8 protein-coding genes are annotated in these 17,105 nt (G+C 36.6%); all 8 read left to right on the top strand.

All coding sequences use genetic code 11. The features are described 5' to 3' along the window. The first annotated feature begins 287 nt into the window (after nt 1-287). The 8 genes from rpmE to V5290_RS05510 all read left to right on the top strand — a co-directional run bounded on the left by rpmE (nt 288) and on the right by V5290_RS05510 (nt 16,821). Nucleotides 288-503, top strand: a complete 216-nt coding sequence (gene rpmE / locus V5290_RS05545) for a 50S ribosomal protein L31 (protein ID WP_113818184.1) — start codon at nt 288-290, stop codon at nt 501-503. A gap of 557 nt (nt 504-1,060) precedes the next feature. Next, complete coding sequence (locus tag V5290_RS05540) at nt 1,061-5,629, top strand: biotin carboxylase N-terminal domain-containing protein (RefSeq protein ID WP_333382695.1); 4,569 nt, start codon at nt 1,061-1,063, stop codon at nt 5,627-5,629. 167 nt (nt 5,630-5,796) lie between these two features. Then, the gene (locus V5290_RS05535) at nt 5,797-8,946 is read left to right on the top strand and encodes an ABC transporter substrate binding protein (protein ID WP_333382693.1); all 3,150 of its coding nucleotides are present in this window, start codon (nt 5,797-5,799) and stop codon (nt 8,944-8,946) included. Further along, on the top strand, nt 8,946-9,698 hold the full coding sequence (locus V5290_RS05530) for a class I SAM-dependent methyltransferase (RefSeq protein ID WP_333382691.1): 753 nt from the start codon (nt 8,946-8,948) through the stop codon (nt 9,696-9,698). Before V5290_RS05535 ends, V5290_RS05530 begins: the two co-directional genes overlap by 1 nt. 2,135 nt (nt 9,699-11,833) lie before the next feature. Continuing rightward, the gene (locus tag V5290_RS05525) at nt 11,834-13,216 is read left to right on the top strand and encodes a DUF1566 domain-containing protein (protein ID WP_333382689.1); all 1,383 of its coding nucleotides are present in this window, start codon (nt 11,834-11,836) and stop codon (nt 13,214-13,216) included. A 509-nt stretch (nt 13,217-13,725) separates the two neighbouring features. Next, on the top strand, nt 13,726-14,646 hold the full coding sequence (locus tag V5290_RS05520; RefSeq protein WP_333382687.1) for a manganese-dependent inorganic pyrophosphatase: 921 nt from the start codon (nt 13,726-13,728) through the stop codon (nt 14,644-14,646). Nucleotides 14,647-14,851: 205 nt separating this feature from the next. After that, on the top strand, nt 14,852-16,192 hold the full coding sequence (gene mpl / locus V5290_RS05515) for a UDP-N-acetylmuramate:L-alanyl-gamma-D-glutamyl-meso-diaminopimelate ligase (protein WP_333382685.1): 1,341 nt from the start codon (nt 14,852-14,854) through the stop codon (nt 16,190-16,192). A 14-nt stretch (nt 16,193-16,206) separates the two neighbouring features. After that, nucleotides 16,207-16,821 (top strand): flavin prenyltransferase UbiX, encoded by a 615-nt coding sequence (locus V5290_RS05510; RefSeq protein ID WP_333382683.1) that lies wholly within the window; start codon nt 16,207-16,209, stop codon nt 16,819-16,821. The last annotated feature ends 284 nt before the right edge of the window (nt 16,822-17,105 follow it).

Below are 17,105 nucleotides of genomic sequence, written 5' to 3'. Positions count from 1 at the left end.
TAATTGTAGGGTGCTTTATTACTCTTTAGGAAATCTAATTATTTATAAAAGATGACTATTAGGCATCGCCGAATAAAAAACTATGTCTATTATTTGGGGTTTTATGCTATTTCGTACATAGATAGAAAAATAGTTTAAAAATCGATCGATTTACGGCGTTTTTAAGTTGTACTTTCAATATTTCTTACTATATACTCCGCAACTTATTAAAATACGTGTGGTACTTTGTTGAATGAAATAATTCATTCAAGCTGAGCAGCGACACGGCCTATATAGAGGTTTTCCTTATGAAAAACGAAATTCATCCAGAATACAAATTAGTTACTGCAACTTGTTCATGTGGTAACGTAATCAAAGTTGGTTCTACTCTTGGTAAAGAAGAATTAACTTTAGATATCTGTTCATCTTGTCACCCGTTCTACACTGGTACTCAACGTGTTGTTGATACTGGCGGTCGTATCGACAAGTTCAAAAAACGTTTCGGCGCTTTATCTTCTAAATAAGATAAATCTCCCCGTTTTTAAAAAGCACCTTCGGGTGCTTTTTTTGTTTCTAAAAGTAAGTAATAGCGATTATGAGAGCTAATCAAATTCATAATTTCATTTGCTTTGTGGCATAATAAGTCATGATTTATCGATGATATTTAAAAACTGCTTATTTAATAAACATCATTTAAGTAAAAGTATTAAATAAAGATTGTAGAGATCGATTTACGATAACGAGCTGTATTAAGCTGTTAAACTATTTTTATTTGCATATTAAACTTATCGAGCGGCACTTAGTCTAAGGCTCGTTAAATTTTTAAAGCAAACCGTTAAACACTATTTATACATTGGGTTGACTTCACAACTTAGTGTAACTGTTGCTATTTTGTTGTTTTTTTAATCTTAATAGATCAGAATAGTTATATATTTGGGCTATTATTGGCCCCAAGCCAAAGAATATACAATTTATTAACAAATGATTCATATTGAATAGAGCTGAATACTGGAATCATCTGCTAATAAGTTGTAAATTACGGCATTTATTTTTTCCATCACTTTCTTGCAAGGGTAATTATATGACAGGAAAACCTTCATCTTCTCAGTTTGAAGTGAATAACATTGCAGATCCGCTATTTATTCATGCTGAGCATATCGCAAAAGATTTTTCTTTATTTCCAGACAATTCATTACCATCGAAAACAGATGGTGTAGAAGGTCTTATTGAAAGTAAGCGAATTAAATCCAATCTAGCAACAATTAAAAAGCTAGATGTAGATGCTTATATTGCACGAACAGTCACACCGGCTGAAAGTAATAAACGTCCAGGTGCTAAAAGCATTGTAGAAGGCTTCAACGGTAAGATTATTACTGAGCAAGTTAATGGTGCGTTTTATTCTGCAGAAATGGAATTAGATTTCGGTGGATACAGCCGTCGTGTTGGTTTTATTGCACAAGAGCGTAGCTCAAACAATGGCGCGTGGATGCCTGAGCACCACCTTGCGGCAAGTAAAGCAATTCGTAAGTTTGCTGACCTATCATTACCTATTGTGTACTTAATTGATACTCCTGGGGCTGATGCTGGTGAAGAAGCGAATAGCCAAAACCAAGCGCATACTATTTCACAAATGATCACTGAAAGTGCGAACGTTGATGTTCCTACTATCGGTATCGTTGTAGGTGTTGGTTATTCTGGTGGTGCAATCCCATTAGCAACAGCTAACATTTTACTGTCTGTTCGTGATGGTATCTTTAATACAATTCAACCTAAAGGTTTACAAAGCATTGCGCGTAAGTACAACCTATCATGGCAGGAGTGTGCTCAATCGGTAGGTGTTTCTCCTGAAGAGCTGCTTACTATGGGTTGTATCGACGGTATTGTTGATTACTCTCCAGTAGATCAAGATGAGCGCCAACATAACCTGCAAAAAGCAATTGTGTCAGGTATCTTATCTATTGAAGCTAAATCAGTTGATTTTGTACGTGAGTACCCTGAGTTACTAGAGCACTACAACCGTAGTTTATCTCGTTACCTTGAGCCATCAAGTAAACTTGCTGCGATTGAAAGTGCAACAGAAGCGCGTTTATTAGCTAAAAACCCAACATCACACAATAATGCATTTGGTACAACTTACCGTTACATGCGTTATTTGACGCTACGTTCTCGTATCAAAGCGATTCGAAAAAATGAATACGGTCGTTTATCAAAACTGACTGTGCCAGAAGGTGATTTAAAAGCACGTATCGAAGCTGATCGTCAACAAATCTTCTTAAACTGGTTAGAGAACCCAGATAAACTAATTTACGATGATACGCTAAACAAGAACTGGAAAACGTTCTTACAAAAACGTGAAGATAAAGGCGTTGAGCGTAATGTGTTAACTAAGCTTATCTTAGGTGAGCCAAAAGCTAACTACGATAATGCACGTAGTACGTTAATGATTAACCTAACGTGGTCTCTATACAACCGTTGGAAAACCAGTGCTGAGAATAACTTCCACTCGCTGATTAAACATTTAGAGAATGAAGAAAAATTACCGTTAACGGAATCATGGCCTGAACTTGCTGACTTAAACATCATTGATGCAGTTTCTCATGTTGAAACACGTGAAAGCTTTATCTTACATTGTCGTCATATGTTGGTGTTTAACGCGTTATACGATAATACAATGGGTAACTTAGCTTCTATCGCTAAAGAAGCGATGGCTACAAAAGAGCTATCTCGTGAATCAGTATCTTCTTTAGTTCGTAGCTCATTAAAAGCAGCATTAAGCAAAGTAAGTGATGATGATTACGAACAATTGAAAGTAACTTTCAATGCATGGTTACAATACTTCACTGAACAATCTGAGCGTGGTGAAATCCTAGCGAAAGTTGAAGAATGGAAGAGTATCGGTGCACCACAAATGAACTCTAGTTTATTTGTAATCCTGACTTACTTATTCGAAAAGCTGTTGCCTGAATATTACAACAGCCGTGAAGATGAAAGCTCATACAATGGTGCGATTAACCCAGTAAGAATCGGTCGTCGTAAAGACTTTTGGAACCGTTTAACAATGGGTTACCAAGATCTATTGATTCAAGCTGTAATACGTTCTGAGAAAAATAAAAAGAACAATTCACATCAAGCTATCATTGAAAAATTCTTTGCTAACTTTAAAGAGTCTCGTGCAGACTTGATGACGGCTAACTTACTAGAATTCCCTGGTTTCCGTTTATCAGTTGAAGATGCATTAGATAAAAATATCAAACCTTGCGGTTTAATCACTGGTACTGGTGACTTCACTTTACAAAGTGGTGAAGTTCAACGTGTTGGTGTTGCTGTATCTAACCTGTCTTTCCAGGCTGGTGCTTTTGATATGGCAAGTGCTGAGAAATTCTGTGCGTTATTAGTTGAATGTGCAAAACAACATTTACCAGTTATTGCGTTCATCAGTTCTGGCGGTATGCAAACTAAAGAAGGTGCTGCTGCACTATTCTCTATGTCCGTAGTGAATGACCGTATTACTCGTTTCATCCGTGACAATGACTTACCTGTTGTTATGTTTGGTTATGGTGACTGTACTGGTGGTGCTCAAGCAAGTTTTGTAACGCATCCAATGGCACAAACTTACTACTTATCTGGTACAAACATGCCGTTTGCTGGTCAAATGGTTGTACCTGCTTACTTACCGTCTACGTCAACGTTATCTAACTATCTATCTCGTGTACCAGGTGCAATGGATGGTTTAGTTATCAATCCGTTCTCTGACGATTTAAATGCTAAATTACGTGAAATTGATGAAAACATGCCAATGCCTGTTGCAACCGTTGAAGAAACAATTCAACGTGCACTATCTGGTTTTGTTCCTGTTTGTAACCTAGCTGAAGAAGATAACTTTACTAAGTCAGACCCTCGTCAATTAATGCATCCTGTTAAGAAAGTATTGATACATGCACGTGGTTGTACTGCGGTTAAATTAATCCGTATTGCTAAACAAAATAACATTAATGTCGTTTTAGTAGCTTCTGACCCAGATATGACATCTGTACCTGCAGATATGCTAGGTGAAGGCGATAAGCTGGTTTGTCTAGGTGGTAACACATCTGATGAAAGTTACTTGAATGCAAGTTCAGTATTAAAAGTTGCTGAATACGAGCAAGTAGATGCATTACACCCTGGTATCGGTTTCTTATCTGAAAGCCCACAATTTGCTGATTTATGTATTAGCCACAACGTTAACTTCGTTGGCCCAAGCATGAACAGTATGTTAACTATGGGTAACAAATCTAATGCGATTAAAACTGCTCAAGCGAATGGCGTACCAGTAGTACCTGGTTCTCACGGTATTTTAAGTGGTGCAGAGCAAGCGTTAGATATTGCAAACGAAATGGGTTACCCAGTACTGCTTAAAGCAGTGAATGGTGGTGGCGGTAAAGGTATCTTAGTTATCAATAAAGCTGAAGATATGTTCGCTGGCTTTAACCAAGTATCTGCTGAAGCACGTAGTGCATTTGGTAACGGTGATTTATACCTAGAGAAATACATTACTTCTCTTCGTCACATCGAAGTTCAGTTATTACGTGATAAATTCGGTAATACCAAAGTATTAGGTATTCGTGACTGTTCTGTACAACGTAACAACCAAAAAGTGGTTGAAGAATCAGCATCAACTATGCTGCCTGAGAAACTAGAGCAAGAAGCACTGAAACATACTGCTGCTTTAGCTGATGCAGTTGATTACATGGGCGCAGGTACGGTTGAGTTCATTTACGACCTAGATGCTGATGATATCTACTTCATGGAAATGAATACTCGTCTACAAGTAGAGCATCCAGTAACTGAAGCAACTTCTTGTATTGATATCGTTAAAGCACAATATGATATTGCATCAGGTGCTGATATTTCTGAGTTAACACCTAAGAAAGAAGGCTATGCAATTGAAGTGCGTGTAACGGCTGAGAAAGCGGGTATTGATTCTGACGGCGTTATGCAGTTACTACCACACCCAGGTAAAGTGATTGAATGCATCATTCCTGAGCAAGATGACGTTGAAGTAATGTCTATGATTGCGACGGGTAAAGAAGTATCTCCTTACTACGATAGCTTAGTGGCACAGTTTATTTGTCATGGTAAAGATCGTAATGACACCGTTCAGAAACTATTAGCTTTCTTAGATAATGTAAGTATTAAAGGGATTGCAACAAACATTCCATTACTACAACGTATCTTGAAAGATGAAACTTTCTTAAACGGTAACTACGATACGACTTATTTACCTAAGTTTATGGCTAAACTTGATCAACAAGTAATGATTGATGAGATGGAAGCGTCTGCTGCATCGGGTCTTGAAGGTGCTGCTGAGTCAATTCAAGTTGATGGTAGTAACGAGCTGAAAGTAATTGCACAGAGTGCTGGTATATTCTACCGTGCTTCATCTCCAGCTGAACCTGACTTTGTACTAGAAGGTGATATTGTTGGTATTGAACAAACGTTAGGTTTAATGGAAGCAATGAAGATGTTCTCACCAGTAACGTTAGGCAGCTTTAACCGTAAAGATGCTGTGTTATATGATGCAAATACTAAGTTCCGTATTGAGCGTATTATCAATACAAATGGGCAACAAGTATCAAGTGGTGACTTGTTGTACATCATTACTCCTCTATAAGTCTTATTGCCTTTAGAGAAGCGAAAGCCAGTCTATTGACTGGCTTTTTTTTGTTTTGAATAAAGTATATGATAGCTCGATTAGCATTTGTTCTTTATATGGAAATTACCTTGTCTACGTTTTTAAAGTTTGCTCTCCGCAAAAGTATAGTTAAATGCTATATATTGTTGTCATTTTTTGTTTCTTTCCAGGTTCTTTCAGCTGATGTTTTAGTGCTTCATTCTGAGTATCAAGGTGACTTAGAAACTCGTGAAATACAAAAAGGGATAGAGCAAAAATTTACCGATAGTAACGTTTCTTTATATGTTTCCTATTTAGACAGCAACCAACTGATGTCTGATCAGGCTTTAATACGTCAAGTAGATTTCTTATCAAGAAAATTTGATATCAAAAGTTTTGATGCAGTCATTGTTAGTGGTGAAAATGCACTAAAATTGGTTAGACAATACGGACAAAGGTTATTTGTTAACATACCCGTTATTTTTACTGGTACGAAATTAAAGCAACATCACTTAACAGAATTTACTCATGAGATATCAGCAGTAATAGAGCCTGAAAATATAGCTGAAACTGTCGCTCTGGGCTTAACCTTATTTCCAGATACTATTGATGTTTATATCGTTACTGGTAGTGCAGAGAGTAGCCAGTTAAACCAAGATGAGCGTGAGCAATTATCGGCATATAACCAACAAAGTATTTTCATTTTAAATAATGAAACGCAAACTTCTTTAAATAAAGTGATTAGCCAATCACCAAGTAATTCTTTAGTCGTTTTTAGCGACTTTTCAAAAGATAAGAATGGCTTAAGTTTGAAGCGTACCGAAGTACTTAAGTCTCTTACCGCTATTGCTAGAATCCCTCTATTTGTTATTCATCAACATGACTTAATGGAAGGCGTTCTAGGTGGCGTTGTAACCAGTGGTTTTTCACAAGGAGAAGCAGCTGCAGATAAGGTGTTGACCTTATTACAAGGTGTTGCAGTAGAAGACCTACCGACAGAAGTCAGGTTAAGTAATAAACACCTAATACAGTACGCCGAACTATTAAGGTGGGGCCTCAAAGGTAATGATTTACCAAGTGGTTATGAGATTATCAACGAGCCTGTGCAGCGTGATGAAACTGACTTTGGCATTATTATTTTATCTGCCATTTTATTTCTTTTAAGTTTAATAACCATTTGGGTTTGGCGTAAATATAGAAGCTTATTTAGCGCAACAACATCGCTTAAAGCACAGCATGAGCGAGTCAATAATATCTTTAATGTGTCCTATGATTTTATTTTCATTCTTGATCTAGTGGGGGAAATAAAAATCGCAAATCAAACTGCATTAGATTTCATTAATATGGATGAAAGTGATATCAATGGAGAGATTTTGTGGGAAACACCATGGTGGCAAGATGATGCAGCCAGTAAGAAGAAATTAAAATCTGCAATGGGGCAAGCTAGGGTAGGTAAAACAGCGCGTTTTGAATGCCGTTTAATCGATAAAAACCATCAAAGTAATGCTTTTGATGTTTTTATACAGCCGGTTAAAAGTGAACGAAGCGTTAACAATCCTCGCCATGAAATTACCTCTATCATTGTTGAAGCAAGGGATATAAGTTCCATTAAAGCGGTTGAAGAAGAGATACAAAAAGCGAATAAGCGTTCCAATCTCCTCTTGGATGAAAGCCCTTCAATGTTACTCATGCTAAATGTTCAGGGATTAATCCTCTCATGTAATAAATTTGGCTGTAACTTATTGGGTTATGGTGACGGCGAGTTAGTAGGGCGTAACTTAGTTACCCTTTATTCACAATTAATTAATATTGATGATTTAAAAAATTACTTAGCAGAGTGTGCCGATCAAGAAGATATGTTGCGTACCCGAGAAATATCTTATCTGACTAAAAATGGCAGAAAAGTATGGATTAATGAACGAGTGCGTAAAATAGAAGGGCATGACCAATACTTTTTAGTTTGTGAAAATATTACCGAGCGTTATGAACTATCCAAAGAGTTAAATTACCGAGCGTCTCATGATTACTTAACAGGACTAAAAAATAGATTGTTTTTTGAAAGCCAGTTAGATAAAAATTTAGATGAAGTAAAACAGCAACACACACCATGCTGTTTAATGTATCTTGATATGGATAAGTTTAAAATTATCAATGATACCTGTGGTCACCATGCTGGCGATGAAGTGTTACGCCAAATATCCACTATCTTGACTGAAAGCGTACCAGCTAGAGCAATGGTGGCAAGATTAGGAGGAGATGAGTTTGCTATTATCCTACCTAATACTGGACTTGGAGAGGCTCAAAAAACAGCTGAAAGCATTATTTCAGGCATTGCTAAACATTACTTCTTATGGGAAGGGCATCACTTCTCTTTAGGTATTAGTATTGGTTTAACTGAATTATCACACTTTTATCGCGATGGTGTTCATGCATTAAATTGTGTTGATAGCGCTTGTTATACTGCTAAACAGTCGGGCCGTAATCGAATTCATATTTACGAAGAAGATATTCAGGAAGAGCTCCGCCGTGAAGAAGTAGTGTGGGTCAATAAAGTACAGGATGCTTTACGTGATGAAACGCGTTTTTGCTTATATGCACAAGTAATTAAACCTGTGAATGGTGATGAAAACTATCTGCATTATGAAATCTTAACCCGTATGATTGATGAAAACGGTGAGCTTGCACCTCCTGCTAAGTTTATCCCTATCGCTGAAAGCTACAACCTAGCTGACAAGATAGACATGATCATTATTACCAAAACATTAAACTGGCTGAAAAATCATCCAGAGCATATTTTACAGCTAAATATGTGTTCTATTAATTTATCAGGGCAATCTTTAGGCGATCCACAATTTATTGATGATTTAGTAGAGCTACTGATGCATTCGTCTTTACCTTTAGAGAAGCTGTGCTTTGAGATCACTGAAACAGTGGCCATTGGCAACTTCAGTAATGCCTCTAAATTGATTAACTCTCTAAAACAACTCGGTTGCCAATTAGCCTTAGATGACTTTGGGACTGGATTATCCTCATTCGGTTATTTAAAACGCCTTAATGTTGATTACTTAAAAATTGACGGTGTCTTTGTTAAAGACATGGCCACTGACGAGCAAGACTTTGGAATCGTGAAAACAATTCATGAATTAAGCCACCTGTTTGGTAAAAAAACCATTGCAGAATATGTAGAAGACGAAGCGATAATTGAAAAGTTAAATGAAATTGGTGTCGATTTTGCGCAAGGGTATCATTTAGGGAAACCCATGCCGATCGATATGATGGCATTATTATCTACTTCATTAACCGAGGATGATATGTAATGGATATCGCATTAATTTGTAATGAAAATATCTTAGCACCTAAAGCAAAGAACTTACGTGAAAAATGGGGCTTTGTTGCACAAAAAAGTAAGCAATTTCAGTTACGCTTGTTACCAGAGTATTTAGCTTTAGAGCAATTAGATGATAAACAACAAGGGCTAGTTTTTGTTGATTTCGCTTCGGGGGCTGTAGCTCATCGTCGAAAATTTGGTGGTGGCAAAGGGCAGTCAATCGCTAAAGCGGTTGGAATGAAAGCTGGCGTTCAATTACATGTAATAGATGCAACAGCAGGTTTAGGCCGAGATGCTTTTGTATTAGCCTCTCTAGGCTGTAATGTAGATATGGTTGAACGTTCTCCTGTTGCTGCTGCATTATTAGCAGATGGTCTTGAGCGTGCTTATTTAGACGCAGAGATTGGTGATTGGATGCAACAACGTATGCGTCTAACGCATGCTAGTGGTTACGATTATTTACAACAACATCAAGCAGACGTGGTTTATTTAGATCCCATGTTCCCACATAAAAAGAAATCTGCTCTCGTAAAAAAAGAGATGCGCGTATTCCAAGGCGTTGTCGGCGCAGACCTCGATGCAGATGATTTATTGGACGTCGCATTAAATGCGGCTAAATATAGAGTGGTAGTAAAGCGCCCCGATTACGCGCCATTCCTAAACGATAAAAAGCCTTCCATGAGCATTAAAACAAAGAAAAACAGATTTGACGTATACGTCAAAAAAGCTATTGGTGCTTAACCTAGGAAGCTATTCCATATAGATATTTGTTGTTGCTGTCGCTACAACTATACATTGACATAATTAATCGATATTCTGATAAGTTGTTTAATTTTTCTGTTTAGTTCCTAATCATTAGGAGACAAAAGTCTACTGTATTACTCTAAATCAGTAGCCAAAATCACTGTACCTCTCATTGGTTCGTATGGCGTAAAGGATGCAAACAGAATTGTAGAAATCAATATTTCTATAAAGTTAAGTGGTTAAAAATTAATTTAAATTTATAGGTGTTAGTCAGTGAATTCATCTTGATTCACCTCTAATATCTACAGTTTATTTACAAAAGACTATCTTTATAATTGCAATTAAATTCACTCAAATAAAAATTTAAAGTCAGTAAATTGCTAATAGCAATAACGGATATTATGAACATCACTATCTGTAGTAGAAAAAGAAGTTAAAATTAATATGTTATCCATGACCGGTATAATTGGACGAATTGCTTTTGTTACTCATTTTGTATATTTGACATTTTTTGGTGACCCAAAACAAGCAAACGAGGCTTACAATACGATTTTACCTACACTCAGGCTTGCAGTTAATGAATACGGTAGAAATTCTAAATAAGTGCAAGGTTTATTAGAAATGTTAGCTGAATTGGCTTCTACAGGAGCTAAAAGAAGAAGCTTTATTAGAAAATATGTAACTCTTCTAGACGGTTGGTTATTGCTTCCGAGTGATCCAGATAAAATTCTATATGGTTTTTGGCATTGATATGGAGTTAACAATATGAAAGAAGGTGTTTTTTGGAAAGTAATGTTAATTTTATTAGTATCTTCTAGTATGTGGGATTTTTATTTAGCTTTTACAGAACCAGATATGTTATAGCCAACGCATCCGTTAATAGTTTCTTTATTCGCTTTTATTTTAGACTTCATCACTATTTTTGCTTGTCTAGGTTTGATTTTGAAAAAATATATTTTAAATCATTTTTTTTGGGGAGCAATAATTTTTATTCAAGTAGTTAATACTATAATCGTATTTTATTTTGAATTTTCGGCTGGAGGATATACTACGAATGAGATTCTCTTATACGGTAACATTGGTTTTTTTGTTGCCCTTTTCTTTATCTCGCCACTGATAAAATATTATTATTTTATAAAGAACAATAATTGAAATATTTCCCCGCTGAATTGATTGTTTTAGTGGGGATTACAGATGTTGGTTTTTTCCTCCAAAAAGTTCATTCCAGAACAACGTAAAACAAACACATTTCCAACAATAGCTATTAACAACAAAAATACAGAGTAACAAAGTAAAGGCTAAAAACTTCATCACTGGTTTCTTTTAACAGCTTTTATTTAAAGGACTATCGCGTAACAAAATCAGATATAAATGGATCTAGAAGAAAGCATTGGTATTGCATTCTTATGAAATATCGAAGATGAAACCCTGAAATATAAATATCTTGACTTACTTTATTACAAATGGCCAGTTAATTAATACTGTTATGTAGTGGTCAAGTAAATCTAGCCACGGATTTGTAGTCTTACAAATCACACTAATTAATTGATCTAAAGGCTGCTCTGCTTTCGAGATATAAACTTATCAGTACATACTCGTTTATACTCAGAAATTTTAAGCCTAAAAAGTAGTTTTAATATAGCAGCTACAAGCCATTCATTTCACTTACTGGCAAATGTAGTAATAAATGGCATTGGAGTGAGTTTTATGGCTTGGTACTATTTTGAAGTGAGTTTAGCTTATATTATCTCTACAATTGTAAGCAGGTTTTAACAATAAACTAGGCTATTATTTGCTATTTATTTAACTGTGCGAAGCGATAAGGCTTAAATCTTGGTTCCCGCTACGTCAGTTACATTTTCTGATTGCATATCTGTTCAGCTGTTATGCCTGCTTTAGGAGTACGACGTTGAGCACCTGTTTCATGCTAATAAAAAGTATTCTTAACCACTTATTAACTGTGTGTTTGATATTTTAATGCTAATTCGATATCAATCACTTGTATTCGTAATATTGTTTTGATTATTTATATAAGTATTTAAGTCTCGATTTCAAAAAAAATCACAATCGTGTTGATAAAATTGATCTAATCTAAAGTATGTAGAATAAATAATTATCTAATGGAGTTAAGCATGGAAATAGTTAAAAAAATATTAATAACCAGTATTTTATCGACGAGCCTAATAGGTTTGTTAGCTGGGTGTGATGGAGCATCAGTTGACGCTGATAAGTCAAAAACGGTAACAAAGAATAATTCAGAACCATCAATCTTAACAACAGCAAATGACTTATCTTATCCGGTAGTTGATACTGATCAAAAATGGTGTTTTTCTGATACAAAAGCGATTGAGTGTGGCAAAAAATTTCAAGGACAAGATGCACAATATGATGGCTTACAAGCTGCTTATCAAGATAATGGCGATGGCACGGTCACTGACCTTAATACTGGCCTAATGTGGATCAAAGATGCTGGTGAAAAAGTATACTACAGCGAAACGGTAGAAAAATTAAAAACCTACAGCTTCGCCGGTTACGACGATTGGCGGTTACCGACGATTAAAGAGCTTTATTCATTAGCACAATTCAGCGGTGTTGATGCAAGTATGGCTAATAGCAGCGATGTTGAGGGATTATGGCCATTGATTGATGACGATTACTTTACTTTCCTTTATGGAGATAAAAATGGTGGTCAACGTGTGATCGATTCACAATGGTTAACTAGTAGTGTTTATGTTTCACACGTTTATGGTGATATGAGTTGTTTCTTTGGTTTTAACTTTTCTGATGGTCGCATTAAATGTTACGGACTCGATGATAGTCCGGCTGGTGGTTACTTTGCACAATTTGTACGTGGTAACACAGAATACGGTACTAACAAGTATGTTGAAAACGGTGATAAAACCATTACTGATAAAGCTACTGGTTTAACATGGACACAAAATGATAACGGGAAAGCACTTGGTTTTGGTGATGCACTTAACTATTGTGAAGCACTTTCAGTTGGTAGTACAGATAAATGGCGCTTACCAAACATAAAGGAACTTCACACTCTAGTTGATTACAGTCGTTCCCCAGACACGACAAACAGTGCGACGATTGATCCACTATTCAACTTGACCCCAATCACTAATGAAGCCGGACAAAAAGATTATGGACAATACTGGAGTAGCACAACGCTAATCAGTTATCCGCATGATGTCGCAGCTGCAACTTATATTTCTTTTGGCCGTGCCATGGGTTATGACAGAAGAGCCGAAGAATGGATTGATGTACATGGTGCTGGTGCACAACGTAGCGATCCTAAAGTTGCAAGCGATGAGAATGTCTTTGAATTTGGGCATGGACCACAGGGTGATACAGTTCGTCGCTATAATTATGCTCTTTGTGTCACCGGAGGAGCGGCAAATTCGTCTAATGGAGCAGACCCATCTACATTGGTTTTATCTAATAAAGTATTAGAACAGCCTAAAGATGGCGACATTCCCACTTTTAATGAGAGCCAGGTTCAACACTGAAGCACATAACGACTAAGCAACTATAGCTGCGATATGGTTAGCAAATAAAATGGATAGCAACACTTTATCTCAAGATAATCGTTAACCGCTGTAAGAAAACGTTACCAGCTTCCACAATATAACGCTCATAATGCCTTGGTGGATTCCTTAGCCACAGCCGAATTATTATTGGCACAAATCGCTAGAATATATCGACATAAACCAGTTACCCTTGAAACTTTATATAAAATTAGTCAGTAAACCTAAATTTTCAGCTTATAAAAGGGCGATAGTGGGAGGGTAATTGCTATCATTTGTTAGCGAATTTATTAAGCAGTACTTGATGTGCAAACTGGTACTTATATAATAAGCAACAGATGACTAGATAATTAAAGCCAAAGTAAAAGTAAGTATAGTCGTTAATAGATGCTTATTATCTTCTATTAAGATGGCTGTTTAGACTTAATAAAAATGACAGAATCAGGTATTCTGCCCCCCAAATTAATTTACTAACATATGTGGAAAAAACGATGATCGTATTAGGACACCAAAACCCAGACTGTGATAGCCTTTGTAGTGCTATTGGCCTTGCAAGCTTATTTAATAAAATGGGTAAAAAAGCAACACCTGCTCTACAAGGTGAGCCAAATCCAGAGGCGTTATTCTTATTAGAGCAATCAGGTTTGCCACAACCAGAAATTCGCACTGAAGTAGCGGGTGAAGAGATCTTTATTGTTGATTACTCTGACTGGGGTCAAGGTACTGAAGACATGAAGAAAGCAACGATTCTAGGTATTGTTGATCACCATAAACTAGGTGATATTACAACTTCTACTCCGTTAGAGTGTTGGATTTGGCCTGTAGGTTGTAGTGCAACTATCGTATACAACATGTATAAATTTAATAACCAAGTACCGGACGCGCCAGTCGCTAAAATGATGATGGGTGCAATTATCTCTGATACGGTTAACTTCCAAGGTCCAACAACGACTGATATCGATAAAGTTGCTGCGAATGAATTAGCCGAAATTGCTGGTGTTGATGACATTGAAGCATTTGCTGCTGCACAGTTTGAAGCTAAATCTGATATTGCATCAGTACCTGCTGCTGAATTAATCCTACGTGACCAAAAAGTATTTGAAATGGCGGGTGATAAATTAGCAATTGGCCAACTTGAATTAACTTCTTTAGATACAGCATTATCTAAAAAATCAGACATGTTAGCTGAGATGGGCGTTCTGCAAGCAGAAAAAGGTTATCACTCAACCATCGTTTTATTAACAGATATCAATAAACTTGATACCGTAGCAATCATAATCTCAGAAGATGAAGATAAAGTTGCTAAGGCATTGAACAGTACTGTTGTAGATCATACATTTGATTTACCTGGCGTAGTAAGCCGTAAGAAGCAAATTATTCCATTCTTACAAGCTGCATTTGAAGCTGAGTAAACAATAACTAGTAAACTAAGTTAGTTTATTAGTTATTGTTTTACGGATGAGGCGAATTCCTAAAGGAGTTCGCCTTTTTTATTATCTAAGATAAAGTTAATGTGCGTTTAATTCCTACTATTTGTTATTACCCCCTCTTATTTTTTGTTGCATATGTTGTTAACATCTTTTTTCATTTATATTTTATTCGGCACATCGAGGTTTCATGCATATTCATATACTTGGCATTTGCGGCACATTCATGGGTGGCGTTGCTATCTTAGCTAAATCATTAGGTTACAAAGTAACTGGCTCTGATAAAAATGTTTATCCGCCAATGAGTACTCAACTTGAAGAGCAGGGTATCGAATTAATTCAGGGCTTTGATCCAAGCCAATTAAATAATAAACCAGACTTAGTGGTGATTGGTAATGCCATGAGTCGTGGTAATCCATGTGTAGAAGCGGTATTAGATAAACAAGTTCCCTATACCTCTGGCCCACAATGGTTATTAGAGCATGTATTAAAAGACCGTTGGGTATTAGCAGTCGCTGGTACGCATGGTAAAACGTCAACATCTAGCATGTTGGCATGGATCTTAGAATACGCCAACATGCAACCTGGCTTTTTGATTGGTGGAGTGCCGGAAAATTTCGGGCTGTCTGCGCGTTTAGGCGAAACCCCTTTCTTTGTGATTGAAGCTGATGAATATGATAGTGCCTTCTTTGACAAGCGTTCTAAGTTTGTTCATTACCGCCCAAGAACCTTAGTCTTAAATAACTTAGAGTTCGACCATGCAGATATTTTTGAAGATTTAAATGCGATTAAAAAACAATTTCATCACTTGATGCGTAGTATACCGAGTACTGGACGTGTATTTATCCCTAACAAAGACGAAGCATTAATGTCAGTGAAACATATGGGCTGTTGGAGTGAAGTGGAGTACCTAGGTAAAAACTGGTCTGCCGTTAAAGTAAAAGAAGATGGCACACAGTTTCAAGTGCAACTAGACCAACAAGACCAAGGGATAGTTAACTGGGAGCTAATGGGCGACCATAATATTGATAACGCTCTAGCTGCGATTGCTGCTGCTCGACATGTAGGAGTCACACCTGAAGTATCAATTGCTGCTTTAGCTGAATTTAAAAGTATTAAGCGTCGTATGGAAGTAAAAGGAACAGTCAATAACATTACTGTTTATGATGATTTTGCTCATCACCCAACAGCAATTAAAACAACGTTAGCTGGATTACGTGCAAAAGTTGGTGATGCAAATATTATCGCTGTGTTGGAGCCGCGCTCCAATACAATGAAGTTAGGTATCCATAAAGAAGCTTTGGTAAATTCTCTCAATGTGGCTGATCTCGTATATTGTTTCGAAGACAAAAATATTCAGTGGTCAATGCAAGAGTTATTTGATGAACAGGGTAAACGCGTACAGATAGAAACAGATATAGATAAATTGGTTGAAGAAGTGGTGAAACAAGCAAAACCAAATGATCATATCTTAGTGATGAGCAATGGTGGCTTTGGCAATATTCATCAAAAATTATTAGATAGATTATAAAGAGAGTAAATAAGATGAGCATGCAATATAACGATACCGTTACATTAGGTGTAACGGGGGCATCTGGCAGTGGGTACTTTTTACGTTTACTACAAACAATGGTGGATGCAAATGTAAAAGTATATTTACTATTGTCAGAAGCGGCACAGATAGTATTAAAAACAGAAGTGGATGAAGACTGGCCTCGTGATATTGACGCGCTAAATACATTTTTAGTTTCCCGTTTTAACAGTCAAGAAGGGCAGGTTGTTGCATTGACAGCGAAAGATTGGTTTTCACCTGTAGCATCAGGATCTTCAGCGCCTAAAAAAATGGTTGTTTGCCCATGTAGCTGTGGAACGCTTGCGTCTATTGCACAAGGTTTGTCTAATAATCTTATTGAAAGAGCTGCAGATGTTGTATTTAAAGAAAGAGGTCAGTTGATTGTCATGCCAAGAGAAGCACCATTTTCTACATTGCACTTAAAAAATATGCTCACATTATCTGAGTTAGGCGCAACAGTAATGCCATTAGCTCCAGGTTTTTATCATAAACCAACCACGATCTTGGAGTTACAAGACTTTATGGTTGCTAGAGTGATGGACCATTTAAAGATTGAACACCAAACTAGTAAACGTTGGTGTGAGTAAAAATTCAACAAAAAAAGTGTTATTTGATGGTTATTTAAACGAAATTAAATTAATTATAAAAATAACCATTTAATTACAATAAAACGCTTGCCAATGAGATCATAATCCCTATAATGCGCACCCACAGACACGGGACGGAACGCAAGTTATCCAGCGAGTTTGAGAACAAAATAAGCGCGTTAACTTCTTCTTAACTAAGTTAAAAAGAAAGTTGAAATAAGACGTTGACATTGTTCGAAAGGCGCGTAATATACGCCGCCTAGCCGAAAGGCACGCTCTTTAAC

Origin of the sequence: Psychromonas arctica, assembly GCF_036697365.1 — a bacterium.
Classification (GTDB): domain Bacteria; phylum Pseudomonadota; class Gammaproteobacteria; order Enterobacterales; family Psychromonadaceae; genus Psychromonas; species Psychromonas arctica_A.
This window is presented reverse-complemented; position numbering and strand designations above follow the sequence as displayed.